The organism is Prevotella marseillensis (assembly GCF_900625065.1).
GTDB lineage: Bacteria > Bacteroidota > Bacteroidia > Bacteroidales > Bacteroidaceae > Prevotella > Prevotella rara.
Genome location: NZ_UYXY01000001.1, coordinates 905,537 through 923,386 on the forward strand (window position 1 = coordinate 905,537; position 17,850 = coordinate 923,386).

Below are 17,850 nucleotides of genomic sequence, written 5' to 3' on the forward strand. Positions count from 1 at the left end.
GTTTTTGACGCATTGAGAGCAGGTGCTTTATTTTCATTCTTATGTTTTGCTGCAAATTTTGCTCAAATATTATAATTTGTGTATGTGCTTGATTTATAGACGATTAGGGTAACAGCGCATATGGGCTTATCATATTGTTTTTGCAAAATGTGGCTTTTTAGAATGTAAAACCATAGATTTTTAAAGATAAACACATTGCTTTTAAGCAGCAAAACCAATGGTTTTACAATATAGAATAGTGTTTTTGGGCGTATTAAAGGCTCTGAAATGTGAATTTGTGTTATTATTTGTGGCTGAATATACTTATATTATTAACGTAAATTTAGAACTGATTCCTAGATTAAAGAAAACTCTGGTCTTGATTTTTTATAGATTTTTCAAATTTAAGATTGTTAAAATGTAAAGTAGATTGTATACGTGTAAGATGGCTTTCACTTTTAATTTAAGTGCCTGTTTTGATTATGATGTTGTCGTTATGCGTTGAATATATAAACTTTTTTATCTTAAATAAAGGCCTAAGCCAAAAGTTAAACAGACTTAGACCTTTATTTATGATGCATATTTTTATCCATTATGTGTTTATGAGCGCTACAGATTATTGCTCTATTGCTGTTCCAGCAAGAACGTTTTAAATCTATTGAAGTCATTAGACATATTTACGGTCTGTTTTTTACCTTTCATGAAGTCTGCCAGCCGTTGCGGTATCTTAATTTCTGTTCCGATGATTTTTTCTATTGTGTCCTTAAATTTTGCAGGATGAGCCGTTTCACAGAAAATTCCTGTTTCATTAGTGTTAAGTAAATCTTTTAGCGCCTGATAGCCACAGGTTCCGTGCGGATCAAGTATATAGCCGTTTTCATTGTAACACTGTTTGACTGCGTTGCTTATTTTTTCGTCTGTGTATGTAGCTCCGCTTATCATTGATGCAATTCTTTCATGCGAGCCTTCATATAAGTCATATATACGCGCAAAGTTACTAGGATTGCCTACATCCATTGCGTTTGCAATGGTCTGTATGCTAGGTTTCGGCTCATAAACGCCAGTCTTCAGATAGTTAAAGAATATATCGTTGGCATTGTTTGCTGCTATAAAACGGCATATTGGCAGACCCATTTCTTTGGCAAAAAGTCCGGCTGTTATGTTTCCGAAGTTTCCGCTAGGTACACATACAACAAGATTGTCAGTCAGTCCGTTGGCTTTCATTCTGGCGTAGGCATTAAAGTAGTAGAATGCCTGCGGAAGGAATCTCGCCACATTTATAGAGTTGGCAGATGTCAGTTTCATGCTATTGTTCAGCTCTTTGTCCATAAAGGCGTTCTTTACAAGGTTTTGACAATCATCAAACGCTCCGTCAATCTCAATGGCTGTTATGTTGTTTCCGAGAGTTGTAAATTGGCTCTCCTGTATTTTGCTTACCTTGCCTTTGGGATACAGCACATAAACATGAATGCCGTCAACCCCCAGGAAACCGTTTGCCACGGCCGAACCAGTGTCGCCGCTTGTGGCAACCAGTACATTTACTGTCTGTTGAGATTCTTGTCTGATGAAATATTCAAGCAGGCGTGCCATGAATCGTGCCCCAACATCCTTAAATGCAAGGGTAGGGCCATGAAAAAGTTCCAGGGTCCATATATTGTTGCATATATTTTTTACAGGACAATCGAACGACAGGGTGTCATAGACAATCTTTTTCAATGCGTCAGTCTCTACATCATCGCCAAAGAATGCTTTGGCCACTTCATACGATATTTCCTGAAACGACATTTTGTCGATGTCCTTGAAAAACTCTTCAGGCAACTTGTTGATTTTTTCCGGCATGTATAGTCCACGGTCTTCAGCCAATCCGTTTACCACCGCATCGCGTAGTGAAACACATTCCGATTTTTTGTTTGTACTATAATATCTCATATCGCAGCTTCCTTTGGTTTGTTTTCAGTCTTTCATGAATGTTTTCATAAACTCGTTGAGTCTTAGCAGTCCGTATCCTCCATCTGCACAGCTCATTTCGTCGTAAGTCTTTACGTTGTCGGGTGTTATTCCGTCATGCCAGATTATGAACGGAACGGGCTCTTTTACGTGAGTGCGCACTTCTACCGGAGTGGGGTGGTCTGGCAATATAGCCATGCGCACAGGAGCATCTTTCCATGTCTTTATTTCTTCATAAATAGGTTTGATGATTTTGCTGTCGAGATTCTCTATGGTTTTAAGTTTCAGTTCGAGGTCCCCGTCGTGTCCTGCCTCGTCGCTTGCTTCAAGATGCAGAAAGACAAAGTCATCCGTCTTTAGCGCCTTTATCGCAGCTTCAGCCTTACCTTCATAGTTTGTATCCGCAAGTCCTGTGGCTCCTTCTACTTTTATTATTTTCAATCCCGCATAAAATCCTATGCCACGAATCAGGTCAACGGCCGATATAACCGAGCCATTCTTGATTTTAGGGTACATATAGCATAATTTTTCCATGTCTGGGCGGTAGCCTCCTCCCCATGGCCATATGCTGTTGGCTGCGTCTTTTCCGCTTATGCGTCTTTCTTTATTGATAGGATGTTTCTCTAAAAGTTCTTGAGATTTTACAATCAGGCTGTTTATGAGCTTGGCAGTTTCATTACCTGTCATTCTGTTGCCGTCACGCTTTTCTTCCCATCCGGGTTCTGCCTTTACCAAAAGCCCTTTCCATTGTCCGTTCGGATAGTCGTGTGGTGGAGCACAAATTATATGTTTGTTGCCTCCGCGTATTATGAGCAGGTGGCGATATTGTATTCCGGTAATGAATTCGATTTGCTCATTGCCGAGATGTTCGTTCAGATACTTTATAAGTATTTCTCCTTCTGCAGTATTCAGATGCCCTCCGTTATGATTTTTGATAACACCATTTTCAAGCGTTATTATGTTGCACCTCATGGCAAAATCATCAGGTCTCATGTCGTATCCGATGCTTGCTGCTTCTAGTGGTCCTCTGCCTTCATAGACTCGATTAAGGTCATAGCCTAGGATGGCAGTGTTGGCAACTTCGCTGCCCGGAAGAAATCCGTCAGGAATAGTTATTAGTCTACCTGTACGCCCTTTGCATGCGAGCATATCCATATAAGGCTTGTCGGCATATTGAAGAAGGGTTTTGCCTCCAAGTCTGGCGACGGGATGATCTGCCATTCCGTCGCCTAAAATGATGATATGTTTCATGTAGCCCCTCCTTTTACGGACTAAATGTTTGCTATGCTCATTATGTTAGCAAACACACCGGCAGCCGTTACACTTGCTCCTGCGCCGTAGCCCTGTATTAACATCGGGTATTCTTTATAGCGTTCAGTGGTTAGCATCACAATGTTGTTAGACCCTTCAAGATTATAGAAAGGATGTCCTTTTTCTACTGTTGTGAGTTCTACGCTGGTATTCCCCATTTCCATTTTTGCAACAAAGCGCCATCTTTTGTTCTGGGCTTCAAGCTGTTTGCGTTTCTGTTCAAACTCATCATCAAGCATAGGCAGATGTTTCCAAAAATCGTCCAATGAACCATTAAAGAATGATTCTGGAATGAAGAGTTTTTTCTCAACATTATCTTGCTCGGCTTTATATCCGGCTTCTCGTGTCAGGATGATGAGTTTGCGTATGACATCTATTCCGCTTAAGTCTATTCTGGGGTCTGGTTCGCTATAGCCTTGTTCTTTTGCACGTCTGACAGCTTCTGAGAACGGAACATTTTCAGACAGTTCGTTGAATATGAAGTTTAGCGTTCCGCTTAATACGGCTTCTATTTTCAGAATTTTGTCACCAGAGTTGCGCAGGTCGTTTATTGTTCCGATGATAGGAAGCCCTGCTCCCACATTTGTCTCAAATCTGAATTTAACACCTTTGGCAAGGGCTGTCTGTTTAAGTCTTATATAACTTTCATAATCAGATGAGGCTGCTATCTTGTTTGCTGCAATAACAGAGATGTTGTGCTCAAGAAAATCCTGATATAAAGCCGACACATCTTTGCTGGCAGTACAGTCTACGAATACGCTGTTAAATATATTCATGCCAATAACCTCTCTGCGTAGTGTCTCGGTGTCGGTAATCTCTGATTGTACAAGCTGTTCTTTATATGTGTCGAGGTCAATGCCTTCGCGGTCGAATATTGCATTGTGGCTGCTTGCGATGCCGACAACATTTAATTGCAGGCGCCTGTTTTGTTTCAGTTCATCATGTTGTGAGCGTATTTGTTCTATAAGTTTGCTGCCAACTGTGCCAACACCGCATATAAAAAGGTTAAGTACGTTGTATTCAGAAAGGAAGAACGAATCATGGAGAACATTGAGTGATTTGCGTAGATACATGCCGTTGATAACGAACGAAATGTTTGTCTCAGATGCGCCCTGGGCACATGCGATGACGCTTATACCGCTTCGTCCAAGTGTTCCAAACAGCTTGCCTGCTATGCCGGGAACATGTTTCATGTTTTCACCGACAACGGCAATTGTTGCAAGTCCTTTCTCTGCACGCATCGGGAACATGGCTCCTGTTTCAATCTCTTTGGCAAATTCTTCGTTAAGTACGTTTACCGCAGCTTCAGAGTCAGACTCTTTCATACCGATAGAGGTTGAATTTTCAGATGAAGCCTGGCTTACCATAAATACAGATATGCCATTATTTGCCAATGCAGTGAATATTCTTCGGTTTACACCGATTACGCCGACCATAGATAAACCGGTGACGGTAATTAATGCCGTACCACTGATGCTTGAAATACCTTTTATGGCTTTAGTATCATTGTTTATTTCTTTTTTTATTATGGTGCCAGGATTTTTCGGATTGAAAGTGTTCTTTACCCTTATTGGTATGTTCTTTATGCATACCGGATAAATCGTCGGAGGATAAATTACTTTCGCTCCGAAGTTGCATAACTCCATTGCTTCAATATAGCTGAGCTCATTTATGGTATATGCAGTTTGTATTATGCGAGGGTCTGCTGTCATGAAACCATCAACATCAGTCCAAATCTCAAGTACCTCAGCATCTAATGCCGCAGCAATGATTGCCGCGGTGTAGTCACTTCCGCCTCTTCCTAGGTTGGTCGTTTCGTCGGTATTCTTGTCTTTACTTATGAAGCCTGGTACAACAGATATTCGTGGCAATTCCTTGAATGTTTCGCATACTAAAGAGTTTGTCAGCTCACTGTCAAGAACGTGTTTACCATTCTTCTTATGTTCAGTTTTGATAAAGTCGCGTGCATCAAACCAGCATGCGTTTTTTATCAGTGTTGCTACAATGTTTGAACTAAGCCGTTCACCGTAACTTACAATTGCGTTTTGTGTCTTTTCACTGAGGTCGTGTATCAGATATACGCCATAATAGATACTCTTTAATTGTTCAAAAAGAGCATCTACGGTATTAAAAAGATTCTCACGCTTGGTTGTGTCTGTTATTATAGTGTCAATCATCTGATGATGGCGGTTCACCATGGCATCAAATTCTCTCTTATATGATTCATCTCCATTCAGTGCCATTTGAGCAGTAGACAAAAGCTTGTCCGTGATGCCTCCCAATGCGCTGACAACAATTATTACTGATTGTTTTTTTGCTTCTTTTTCAACAATCCTCTTTAAGCACATAATGCTTTTAACGGAACCTACGGACGTTCCTCCAAACTTTAATACTTTCATTTTATCTCTTTTATTTAGTTGAGCCCCTCTGACAAATAGGGTTTACGCTCTGTTAAATTGGTCACAAATTTAGCAAGATTTCTTGTTTGTGGCAATTATTTTACATAATAAATTGCTATTTTTGCACAAAATTGGAATATTATGTTACAGGTTATATATAAACGGACGTTGCTGCTTGTCCTCGTTTTGGCTGTATCTTTTGTATATGTAAACGGTCAGAAGAGAAAGTCTTATGAATTTTATAAGGATTTTCCAGTATACGCTGATAAATTGCTTGCAGACTTGAAGTATCCACTGGCATGGGGCAATTGTAATGAAACAGATTTTGGTAAATGGAAAGATACAGCACGTAAAAAGGTGTTTGAATGTATGATGACACCGCCAACGGCAGCAAAAAGTTATGATATAAAGATACTTTCAGAAGAGCATAGAGACGGATATGTTGCCCGTAAGATTGAATTCAATCTTTCTGATTATTATCGTGTGAAAGCTTATTTGTTGATTCCTGATGGTAAAGGGCCGTTTCCTGCTATAAATCTTTTGCATGATCATGGGGCGCATTTGTTTATTGGCAAAGAAAAGATGATAATGCCGTTTGATGAAGATTCTACTGTTATTGCAGATGCACGTCAGTGGTGTGATAAGTTATACGGCGGACAATTCTTTGGCGATTATCTGGCAAAAAATGGCTATGTCGTGTTTTCTACTGATGCCCCTTTATGGGGAGAACGCGGTAGAGCGGAAGGTGTTGACCGAAAAAAATATGATATTATTGCAGGTAACATGATGATGTACGGAAGAAATCTATGCGCATTTATGACATATGATGATATCGCATCAACAGATTTTCTTGCAAGTCTCAATGTGGTTGATTCAGACAGAATCGGGTGTATTGGATTTTCTATGGGAGCTTACAGAGCGTGGATGCTTGCGGCTTTGTCTGAAAAAATTGCCGCATGTGCATCTGTTTGTTGGATGGTGACAACCGATGTGCAGATGACATGGAAGTACGGACGTAAGGAAAATGGAGGGTTTGCTAACTGTATTCCTTCATTACGGCAGTATCTTGATTATCCTCATATTGCTAGTATAGCTTGTCCTAAACCTATGTTTTTTATTAACGGATTGAACGATAAGCTATTTCCTGTACCTGGAGTCAAAAAGGCTTATGCAATTATGCATGATGTGTGGAATAGTCAGAAGGCCGGAGACAGACTGGTGACAGAGTTAAGGGATATAACCCACTCATGTGGCATAGAAGAACAGAAGAGTGTTCTTGACTTTATGAATAAATTTTTGAAATAATATTTTGAATATGATAAGTGAATATCAATTACGTGTGCTGCCTCAACAGGCTTTCAATGAAGCAACAATAAAAGAATATATATCACGTGAAAAAGCTATTGATGCGAGAACAATAAAGCATGTCAGAGTGCTTAAACGTAGTATTGATGCCCGTCAGCGTACTATCTTTATTAATTTGAAAGTAAGAGTTTATATTAACGAAGAGCCTGAGGATGATGTTTTTGAGCATGTAGAGTATAAAGATGTTTCTTCAGCTCCTTCGGTTGTTGTTGTTGGAGAAGGTCCTGGTGGGCTTTTCGCTTCTTTGCGTCTTATAGAACATGGATTGCGTCCTATTGTTATAGAACGTGGTAAAGATGTTCATGAACGTAAAAAAGACCTTGCTGCCATTTCACGAACTCATAAGGTTGATAATGAAAGCAATTATTGTTTTGGTGAAGGGGGTGCCGGTGCTTATTCTGATGGAAAACTATATACAAGAAGTAAGAAGAGGGGTAATATAAGTAAAATATTAAATGTCTTTTGTCAGCATGGAGCTCCTCTTGCAATTTTAGCCGATGCTCATCCGCATATAGGAACAGACAAACTTCCGCGTGTTATAGAAAATATGCGAAATACAATATTAAAGTATGGTGGAGAAGTTCATTTTCAAACAAAGGCAACAGGAATTATTGTTGAAAATGATAAGGCATTGGGTGTCGAGGCTGTAGATCTTAAAAGTGGTAATGAATTAGTCTTTAAAGGACCCGTGATTTTGGCTACAGGACATTCATCAAGGGACATTTATGAGTATCTATATAAGTCTGGAATAGAAATTGAAGCCAAGGGACTTGCTGTTGGTGTGAGGCTTGAGCATCCGGCCGAACTTATTGATCAAATCCAATATCATAACAAGAACGGACGTGGAAAATATCTGCCTGCAGCGGAATATAATTTTGTCACTCAGGTTGATGGGCGTGGCGTTTATTCATTCTGTATGTGTCCTGGTGGCTTTGTAATTCCTGCTGCGACAGGAAAGGAACAGATTGTTGTAAATGGCATGAGCCCGAGTAATCGTTCTTCTAAATGGTCAAATAGCGGAATGGTTGTTGAAATTCATCCTGAAGATATTGAAGGAGAGCGTGATGCCTTGTGCATGATGCGCTTTCAAGAGAATTTAGAGAAGATGTGTTGGCAGCAAGGCAATATGAGGCAGACAGCCCCGGCTCAGCGAATGGTTGATTTTACATGCTCTAAACTCAGTTATGATTTGCCTAAGAGTTCTTATGCACCTGGACTAATCTCTAGTCCTTTACATTTTTGGATGCCAAAGATAATTGCGGGAAGACTAAAACAAGGATTTGAAACCTTTGGAAGGATAAGTCATGGTTTCCTTACCAATGAAGCTGTGCTTATTGCCACAGAAACACGAACTTCTTCACCAGTGAGAATCATGCGTAACCCGGAAACATTGCAACATGTGCGTATTCAAGGCTTTTTCCCATGTGGTGAAGGTGCCGGATATGCAGGAGGAATAGTTTCTGCTGGAATCGACGGCGAACGTTGTGCTGATGCAGTTAAGCAATATCTTAATATGCAGAACTAATAAAATGTTCGAATGGATTCATGTTAATCCGTATGTCATATTGACAGCATTATTTATTGGGACTGTTTTTATGCAGATTTGCTTTTTGTATGAATAACGATTTGAATTGGCTAAGAAGATAGATTTATAGGATATTTTATAAAAATAATTCACCCAAGATTACGTTTTTGAACGTCTTCTTGGGTGAATTGCTTTTATTTGGTTATAATAATCAACCTTATAGATATTTATACAAGTCCTTTGCCGTGGCAGTTCTTGAATTTTTTACCGCTTCCGCATGGACATGGATCATTTCGTCCCGGCAGTTTATCTTTATGAATAGGCATCTGTCTTCTAGGCTCTGCACTTTCTCTTGTATCTTGTTGTGCTGCTGCCTGTTGTGCCGGATCTGTCATGTCGTCTTTTTGTTCAGTATAGCGTTGACTTCTTTGCTCCGGAGCTGCTTCGTGTACCTCTTCTTGTTGCATTTCTGGTATTTGTCCTCTCATAAGAATTCCGACGATTCGGTTATTCATTTGGTCTACCATATCATCGAACAGTTTAACACTCTCTAATTTGAAGATAACCAGCGGATCTTTTTGTTCATATGAAGCATTTTGTACGCTATGCTTCAATTCGTCCAATGCGCGTAGGTTCTCTTTCCAGCAATCATCAATAATATGTAACAGGATAGTTTTCTCGAATTGTTTTACGACACTCTTGCATTCAGTATCGTATGCTTCCTTTAAGTTACATGGAATATTGAAAATTCGTTTACCGTCAGTAATAGGAACCATTATACGTTCATATCTGTCACCTTGGTTTTCGTAAACATCCTTAATGACAGGCCATCCTACGCTTTGAATGCGCTCAGTTTTACGTTTGAAGTCTGCCATTGCCATTTGGAATGCTCTTTCTGCCAAATTGTCATGGCTATCGTTGGTGAATTCCTCCACAGTAAACGGACATTCCATTGATAGTATTTTGAGGAACTCATCTTTGCAGCCTTCATAATCGTTCTTTTCAATGATGTTTACAACGCGATCCCAGATGATGTTCGTAATATCCATTCCGATTCTTTCACCCATGAGTGCATGGCGACGCTTCTCATATACGACAGTTCTTTGTTTGTTCATGACATCGTCGTATTCAAGCAGACGTTTACGAATACCGAAGTTGTTCTCTTCAACTTTCTTTTGTGCTCTTTCGATATTTTTGGTAATCATCGGACTTTCAATACGCTCTCCATCTTTAAAGCCGAGGCGGTCCATAACTCGTGCGATTCTTTCACTTGCAAATAATCGCATAAGCTTATCCTCAAGGCTTACGTAGAATACTGAGCTACCCGGGTCTCCCTGACGACCTGCACGTCCACGAAGCTGTCGGTCAACGCGTCGGCTTTCGTGACGTTCTGTACCAATGATAGCCAAACCTCCAGCAGCCTTTACTTCTGGAGACAACTTAATATCGGTACCACGTCCAGCCATATTCGTTGCGATAGTAACGGCTCCAAGTAATCTTTCTTCAACATGTTGATTTCCGTCAGAATCTGTAACAGTGACCTTTCCTAATGTACTACGTCCTGCTTCTGCTACGATATTAGCTTCTCGTTGATGAAGCTTTGCGTTCAACACATTGTGAGGAATGTGGCGCATCTGCAACATCTTGCTTAACAGTTCTGATATTTCTACAGATGTTGTACCAACCAAGCATGGGCGACCAGAATTTCGCATTGCTTCAATTTCCTCTATAACGGCGTTATATTTTTCTCTGGCTGTTTTATAAACTCGGTCGTCCATGTCGTTTCTTATGACTGGCTTGTTTGTTGGAATCTCAACAACATCGAGTTTATAAATATCCCAAAGTTCTCCTGCTTCTGTACTTGCCGTACCCGTCATACCAGAGAGCTTATGATACATACGGAAGTAGTTCTGAAGAGTTATTGTTGCAAATGTTTGTGTCGCTTCTTTTACTTTTACGTGCTCCTTTGCCTCTATAGCTTGGTGTAGACCATCGCTCCATTGTCTTCCTTCCATGATACGACCAGTTTGCTCATCGACGATTTTAACTTCACCGTCCATGACAACATATTCGTCATCTTTATTGAACATGGTATAGGCCTTCAGAAGTTGCTGTAACGTATGCACACGCTCACTTTGAACGGCATAATGATTCAGAAGTTGGTCTTTCTTATCAAGTTTCTGTTGATCATCAAGTTCTTTTTCATTTTCCAATGCAGAAAGCTGTGCTGTAATATCCGGCAACACAAACAACTCTTTGTCATTTACCTGTTTTGCCAGCCATTCTGTTCCTTTGTCTGTCAAATCAACAGAATTTAATTTTTCCTCAACAACAAAATATAAAGGTTCAACGGCTTCAGGCATGCGACGGTTGTTATTTTCCATGTAATACTCTTCCGTTTTGAGCATACCAGCCTTTATACCTTCTTCTGAAAGGTATTTGATTAATGGCTTGTTCTTCGGTAATGCTTTGTGAGAGCGGTACAGACTCAAGAAACCTTCTTCTTGAAGTTTTTGGTCGTTTTTCTCACGGCCTTCGTTTATTTTTTGTTTAGCCTCAGCCAAGAATTGTGTGGCCAATTTCCTTTGAACATCAACAAGACGTTCAACCAATGGCTGATATTCTTCAAACATCTGGTCATCACCATTTGGCACAGGACCTGATATAATAAGAGGTGTACGTGCATCGTCAATTAACACAGAGTCAACCTCATCGACAATTGCATAGTTGTGAGCTCGTTGAACAAGATCTGAGGGCGATATTGCCATATTGTCACGAAGATAGTCGAAACCAAACTCGTTATTTGTACCAAATGTAATGTCTGCTTGGTATGCTTTTCTTCTTTCAGGTGTATTGGGTCTGTGTTTGTCAATACAGTCAACAGATAATCCGTTGAACTCATAGAGCGGTCCCATCCACTCAGAGTCACGTTTTGCAAGGTAATCATTTACTGTAACGACATGTACACCGTTTCCGGTAAGAGCATTCAAGAATACAGGCAATGTTGCAACGAGTGTTTTTCCTTCACCTGTTGCCATTTCCGCAATCTTTCCCTGATGCAATACGACACCACCAAAAAGTTGGACGTCATAATGAACCATATCCCATTTCATATCGTTACCGCCGGCCATCCAGTGATTACTGTAGATAGCTTTGTCTCCTTCAATCCTAACGAAATCTTTTCTAATGGCAAGTTCTCTATCGAAGTCATTTGCTGTAACAACTACTTCCTCGTTTTCTGCAAATCTGCGGGCTGTATCTTTTATGATGCTAAACGCTACCGGCATAACTTCATTGAGGGCTTTTTCATAAATTTCAAGCACCTCTTTTTCAAGCTTATCGATTTGAGCGAATATATCTTCACGCTCATCAATAGGTGTTTCTTCGATTTTTGCCTTCAGTTCAGCAATCTGTTTCTTTTGATCTTGAGCAGATTCTTGAACATACTTTTGAATTTCCTTTGTGCGGGCACGCAAAGAGTCATTATCAAGTGCTTTAATTTCAGGATATGCCGCCTTGACTTTCTCAACTAATGGCTGTATCAGTTTCATGTCTCTTGACGATTTATCACCGAACAATGACTTTAAAAAATTATTAAAACCCATATCTATAATATTTTATTTTCTTTTATGAATTGTGAGTATTTGTGTACAAAAGTACAAATTTATTGTAAAAAAACTATATTATTTTTAGCTTTATTTAATATAAAGGCAATGCTGAACATGCATTTGGGGCTCTAATCCTAATTATTTTTGCTATTGTAGGAGCTATTCTGTCTATTGTTACAGGTGTAATTAACTCCTCATGCTTTATTCCTGTCCCGTAAAAAATTACAGGAAAAGGAATTGCATTCCCTTTAGAAACATATTGCTGTTTTGTATCTTCATTTAGGAGTTTCCAGCCTGGTGAAACTTCAATTATTAAATCTCCACAATTGTCAGGGTTGTACCAGTTACGTAGTTTTGAATCATTCTTGTCGCCATATAGCATCAAGTCATTACTGGTAAACACATTCTTTATTCCTGAATTTTGTATCAAGAAAGATTGAGCACGGCTTAACAGATCACTTATATTTATACGCTTCAGCTCAATTTGTCTTAAATTTAAGAATATCTGATTGTAGAAACAGCTTTCAATATATTTGTCCTGTCCGTATATTGCGCCAAGATACATATTAAGTAAGTTGGCTGTTCTGTTTATATAGAAAGTACCACTAGGTATTCTGTATTTTTCGTAATTAATTTCTTTTTCATCGCAATATCCTGTACCTGTTACGACAAATAAAAGATTATTAATACCTATTTTGCTTTCGAGTTTTGATATTAACTTTTCAAGTTCTTTATCAAGTTGTATATATGTGTTTTGTAATTGTTGCTTGTTTATTTTTTTTACTGGAATCTTCACGCTGTATGTTAATGACAGCATATCTGTGATGTCATCAGTTCCCATTCCACAGGAATTCACGCATTCTAATGCAACATTTGTAATATTTGCATTTACATTGTCTTCAGTGAAATTATTCGCGTAAAGTAAATTATAAGATTCTAACCAGCTTGGAGCTTTTTTGAAATAATATTTAGATGAACACCAGCATTTGTTGTCTTTATTGAACCATAATGCTCCATCTGCAGCATGACCACCTCCGATAACTGCAGCATCACGCTCTAGAGCTATACTATATACAATGGCGTCACCTTCAGTTGCGATTTTAAGTTCGTCATTTATGGTCGTGGTAATGATATTTTTTGGAGATGCTCCTTCTTTTGTGAAGATACCTTCATAACTATTGTCATCAACACAATTTACGGGAATCAAAGTGTTTTTGTTTAACCATCTGAATCCTGTTATTCCATTGGATGATGGAGATGTGCCAGTGGAAATTGAAGCAATTGATGATGCACGGTCCACTGGAGAAAACATATATTGTGCATTGCTGTATACAGCACCATTTCTTAGGAGTTTCTTTATTCCTCCTTCGCTATAGTACGGAATAAAAGCTTCAATGTAATCTGTCCTTAATTGGTCTATGGCTATATTTACAACCAATTTAGGAACAGGTCTTACATTTTGTGAGCTTATGTTTCCTATTGATGCAACTGCTAAGAATGTTGCTGTAATGTATTTATTTATCATTGTTCTTTTTACGAATAATGTTATATATGCATCTTATCAGCAAAGATAATGCCAAAATGTACGTGCCCTCAGCGTAGTCCTGAAACAGCCCTCCGATAAAGAAGCATGCGATTGATCCTGAGAGATAGTACCAAAGAAGATTTGTCCTATTACGTTTTACAATATTGTATATATAAAATAGCGACAGAGGATTAAATAAAAATATTTGCAGATTTGTACTTGTTGTAGGATGCTTTGAGAAAAACATCATTAATAGTATCAAACCTATACAACCATATATAAAAATTAAAAGTGCGTCAAAAAACCAAAAATTCTTTTTAAAGCATATTTCAATGATCGTAGTTATTATTATGCATCCAAGGAATATCCATGCACAAGTGCTGGGTCGTAGTGGAAATCCTTTTTCATTATTTATGCTTGTCTGACACTTTACTACATCATGCTGGGATAGAATTAAAGGGCGAGTAATGCCATTTTTGTCTTTTATAGTGGCTTTCTCGAAGTCATACATTAAATTATACGGTAAGAATTGGTATTCATTTAGATTGGTCTTTCTGTCTGCTTTTGCGCCAAGTAAAATGTCATTGCCAAATCTTGCCCATGGGTCATTATCATTAAATGAATGTATTAAATCTCTGAATGACGGATATGACTCCTTTTTATTAGGATAACATACTTCTCCGTCAATGTTGTCAAGCAAGATGTTGCGGGCGCGTGTGGTACAATTATCATAAAAGTAGTTATATCTGTATACTCTGTTCTCAGGTAAATAATTTTTTTCGATAGCTTTAATTATCTCCTTTTTTTCTTTAGCTGTGAGATTGAGAACTTGTTGTGTGACACTTCTGTTCTCATATCTGTATTCTTCACAAAAGGCATCAAATGGAATAATACCCATTTCATAATCAGTCAATCCGAAGATGAATCTTAGAATAAAAAAGGGGGCTTTGAATGAAAACATGCCATAATTGATGGCAATATCAATTCCCTTCTTTTTGTCGTTGTATCTGATGGCTGTATGCCCGTAAAGGCTATAGACCTCTTGCCCTGGTGCACAGGTCAACAAACTTATCTCTATCGAATCTTCGTCTGTTGTTAGAGACTGCACGCTATTACTGGCACTTATTTCGTTTGTATTTAGCGAAATAAGGCATATTATGGTCAGAATTATAAATGTTTTGAAACGTTTCACGATGCAAAAATAATTCATATTTCTCATTTAACATACTATTATTCCAATTTTTTTAATAATTTTGCACGCTGTAATTTAAAACAGTCAAGTGAATCTGATTATAGATATAGGAAACACGTGTGTGAAATTCGCATGCTTCAATGATGGACATATCATTGAATGTGTTCGTGTTGATAAAAGCGATGCAATATATAGACTGACTGATTTTTGTAATAAATACCATTTTAATAAAGGTATATATTCTACAGTAGCGAGTCTTGATGACGATTTGGTGTCGGCATTTGAAAATTTGCCGTTTCCTGTAATCAAATTAATAAGCGGTAAAACTCCTGTTCCAATTGTTAATCGCTATGCTACTCCTTCAACGTTAGGTGCGGATCGTTTGGCCGCAGTTGTCGGTGCTAATTATTTACGACCAGATTGCAATGTCCTCGTCATAGATGTCGGCACGTGTATAACATTTGATTTTGTTACGGCTGAAGGCGTTTATGAGGGCGGTAATATTTCCTTGGGACCTACAATGCGTTTTTATGCACTTCATGAACATACGGCAAAATTGCCGTTAATTGAGCGAAAAGGTTGCGTGAAGATGCTGGGTGACACTACGGAATATGCGATAAGAAGTGGTGTCGTTCAAGGTATTAAATATGAAATAGAAGGTTACGTAAGAGCCTTTTTAGAAAAATATCCGGATCTTTTTGTTTATTTAACTGGTGGCGTTCATTTGAATTTGCATTTTTCAGAAAAAATGCCCATCTTTGCAAATGATTTTATTGTCCCCATTGGACTTAACAGAATATTAGAATATAACAATGAAATTGTATAGAACGGCGTTAAGCGCAACATTATTGTCGCTTTGTGTAATTCCGACATTCGCTCAAAGTGGAACTAATTCTCCTTATAGCCAGTATGGATTAGGACAGTTAAGTGAGCAGACTAGCGGTTTTAATCGAGGTATGAACGGATTGGGTTTGGGATTTAGAGAGCATAATCAAGTTAATTATATAAATCCGGCGTCATATTCTTCAATGGATTCGCTGACATTTATTTTTGATGCAGGCATGTCTGGTCAGATAACAAATTTCAGTGAGAATGGAACTAAAGTCAATGCTAATAATGCTGATTTTGAGTATGCTGTTGCCGGATTTAGGGCATTTAAGCATGTTGGTGTGAGTTTTGGATTAATACCGTTCACTAATATAGGATATAATTATTCTGTTACTGATTATCTTGATGGTGACAGAAGTACCACTTATACAAATACTTATTCAGGCAGTGGCGGTATCCATCAAGTGTATTTTGGAGCTGGTTGGGAATTCCTAAAAGGATTGTCAATTGGTGCTAATGTCTCATATATTTGGGGTGACTTAAAACGCTCTGTTGTTAACAGCTATAGTGACAGTTGGGTGAATACTTTGTCAAAATATTATACGGCAACTGTAAATAGTTATAAGTTGGACTTTGGACTCCAATATTCAGTTAATTTGAATAAGAATAATTCATTGACGTTGGGTTTGACTTATGGACTTGGCCATAAGTTGAATTCAGATCCGGAATGTCTGATTATTTCAACAAACTCATCGACTTCTGTCGCAGATACTACATCGTTTAGAGTGGATAATGGTTTGGAAATTCCGATGTCATTCGGTGCCGGTTTTATGTGGAATTATAAGAATAAGTTGAAACTTGGTTCTGATTTCACTCTTCAAAAGTGGGGTGGAGTAAAGTATCCGGTATACAATGTCGTTAATGATGTTCCGTCTTATGAATTAGTTGACAATTATTATAAAGACAGATATAAAGTTACTGTAGGAGGAGAATTCTGTAATAATGAAATGAGTCGTGATTTTATTGATAGAGTTCGTTTTAGAGCAGGCGTCTCATATTCAACACCTTATTATAAAGTGAACGGTCAGGATGGACCTAGGGAAATAAGCGTAAGTGCAGGATTCGGTATTCCAATTATCAATAGCTATAATAACAGGTCTATTCTTAATGTTTCCGGACAATGGGTTCATTCATCAGCAGATGGCCTGTTGACAGAGAATACTTTTCGTATTAATATAGGAATAACGTTTAATGAACGTTGGTTCATGAAGTGGAAAGTTGATTAATGTTTTTATTTAAGCAGACATTGAAATCCTATATATTCATAGTGTTTGTGTTTCTTTTCCTTTCTTGCCAGGAGGGAAAAGAACACATTGCGCCAGCAATAAATCCTCGTGATTCTGTTGCCGTAATGATTTCTTATGGTGTTAATACATTGGTTTCAGATTCAGGCTTAATTAAATACCGTATTGTTGCTGAACGTTGGGAGGTAAATCAAGAGAAAAAACCATCTAGATGGATTTTTGATAAAGGTCTTTTCTTGGAGCAGTTTGATGAGAAGTTCCATGTTGAAGCCTATATTCAAAGCGATACCGCATATTATTATGATCAGTCAAAGATTTGGGAGCTGAGGGGGCGTGTTCGCGTAAGAACAGTTGAAGGCATGCGCTTTTCAAGTGAGGAATTGTTTTGGGATCAGAACAGCCATGAGCTGTATAGTCATAAATTTTCTCATCTTATTACTCCAGACCGAGAGATGCAGGGCACTTATTTCTTGAGTGATGAGCATTTAAGACATTATACAATATCTAATACAAAGGGATCTTTCGTCAAAGGTAAATTTGGCGAAAATACAGATAATGATACTATTTTAACAGCGCCGGATACTGTTAAGGCAAAGAAACGATTGCCTACAACTCCTTCGGCCAAAACAGTGCATAAAGAAATTTAATGTTAAATAAAACTAATTTTAAACGTTTCGTAAATTTGATACGATTGTAGGTTGTACCGAATAAATGAGCTAATACCGCATGAATTACAGTATGAAAAGCCTTAACAATGAACTTTTTAAGAGAAAAATAATTGTTTTTATTTTCTTTTTTGTAATTTTGTGCGCTAAAATGTTCAAATACTAATTTGAGGGAATAATAAAAAAATAAATATTTATAATA

11 protein-coding genes are annotated in these 17,850 nt (G+C 38.3%); 5 read left to right on the forward strand and 6 right to left on the reverse strand.

Annotated elements, in window-relative coordinates:
- Nucleotides 1–603: 603 nt before the first annotated feature.
- Genes thrC through thrA form a run of 3 tightly spaced genes read right to left on the reverse strand, consistent with a single transcriptional unit; the run spans nucleotide 604 to nucleotide 5,636 of the window.
- Complete coding sequence (thrC, locus tag EJL04_RS03850) at nucleotides 604–1,908, reverse strand: threonine synthase (protein WP_125104109.1); 1,305 nt, start codon at nucleotides 1,906–1,908, stop codon at nucleotides 604–606.
- Between the two features lie 24 nt (nucleotides 1,909–1,932).
- A complete protein-coding gene (locus tag EJL04_RS03855; RefSeq protein ID WP_125104110.1) occupies nucleotides 1,933–3,177 on the reverse strand; it encodes a cofactor-independent phosphoglycerate mutase in 1,245 nt (414 codons plus the stop codon).
- A gap of 20 nt (nucleotides 3,178–3,197) precedes the next feature.
- Nucleotides 3,198–5,636, reverse strand: a complete 2,439-nt coding sequence (thrA, locus tag EJL04_RS03860) for a bifunctional aspartate kinase/homoserine dehydrogenase I (RefSeq protein ID WP_125104111.1) — start codon at nucleotides 5,634–5,636, stop codon at nucleotides 3,198–3,200.
- A 141-nt stretch (nucleotides 5,637–5,777) separates the two neighbouring features.
- Between thrA and EJL04_RS03865 the strand changes: the two genes are divergently transcribed.
- A complete protein-coding gene (locus EJL04_RS03865) occupies nucleotides 5,778–6,941 on the forward strand; it encodes a dienelactone hydrolase family protein (protein WP_125104112.1) in 1,164 nt (387 codons plus the stop codon).
- A gap of 10 nt (nucleotides 6,942–6,951) precedes the next feature.
- A complete protein-coding gene (locus EJL04_RS03870; RefSeq protein ID WP_125104113.1) occupies nucleotides 6,952–8,526 on the forward strand; it encodes an NAD(P)/FAD-dependent oxidoreductase in 1,575 nt (524 codons plus the stop codon).
- Nucleotides 8,527–8,753: 227 nt separating this feature from the next.
- Here the strand turns inward: EJL04_RS03870 and secA are convergent, their stop codons facing one another.
- The 3 genes from secA to EJL04_RS03885 all read right to left on the reverse strand — a co-directional run bounded on the left by secA (nucleotide 8,754) and on the right by EJL04_RS03885 (nucleotide 14,878).
- Nucleotides 8,754–12,131 carry a preprotein translocase subunit SecA gene (secA, locus tag EJL04_RS03875; protein WP_125104114.1) on the reverse strand — a complete coding sequence of 1,126 codons (3,378 nt, stop codon included), beginning with the start codon at nucleotides 12,129–12,131 and terminating at the stop codon, nucleotides 8,754–8,756.
- Nucleotides 12,132–12,225: 94 nt separating this feature from the next.
- On the reverse strand, nucleotides 12,226–13,659 hold the full coding sequence (locus EJL04_RS03880) for an alkaline phosphatase family protein (RefSeq protein ID WP_206429365.1): 1,434 nt from the start codon (nucleotides 13,657–13,659) through the stop codon (nucleotides 12,226–12,228).
- Nucleotides 13,649–14,878, reverse strand: coding sequence for an Lnb N-terminal periplasmic domain-containing protein (locus tag EJL04_RS03885; RefSeq protein WP_241209933.1), 1,230 nt, complete (start codon nucleotides 14,876–14,878; stop codon nucleotides 13,649–13,651). Before EJL04_RS03885 ends, EJL04_RS03880 begins: the two co-directional genes overlap by 11 nt.
- A gap of 61 nt (nucleotides 14,879–14,939) precedes the next feature.
- Between EJL04_RS03885 and EJL04_RS03890 the strand changes: the two genes are divergently transcribed.
- From EJL04_RS03890 to lptC, 3 genes are read left to right on the forward strand one after another with little or no spacing between them, the layout of a single operon-like run.
- Nucleotides 14,940–15,677, forward strand: a complete 738-nt coding sequence (locus tag EJL04_RS03890; RefSeq protein ID WP_125104115.1) for a type III pantothenate kinase — start codon at nucleotides 14,940–14,942, stop codon at nucleotides 15,675–15,677.
- Nucleotides 15,664–16,965, forward strand: coding sequence for a BamG family beta-barrel-assembly machinery protein (gene bamG / locus EJL04_RS03895; RefSeq protein ID WP_420899290.1), 1,302 nt, complete (start codon nucleotides 15,664–15,666; stop codon nucleotides 16,963–16,965). Before EJL04_RS03890 ends, bamG begins: the two co-directional genes overlap by 14 nt.
- Nucleotides 16,965–17,630 (forward strand): LPS export ABC transporter periplasmic protein LptC, encoded by a 666-nt coding sequence (gene lptC, locus EJL04_RS03900; RefSeq protein WP_125104116.1) that lies wholly within the window; start codon nucleotides 16,965–16,967, stop codon nucleotides 17,628–17,630. Before bamG ends, lptC begins: the two co-directional genes overlap by 1 nt.
- The last annotated feature ends 220 nt before the right edge of the window (nucleotides 17,631–17,850 follow it).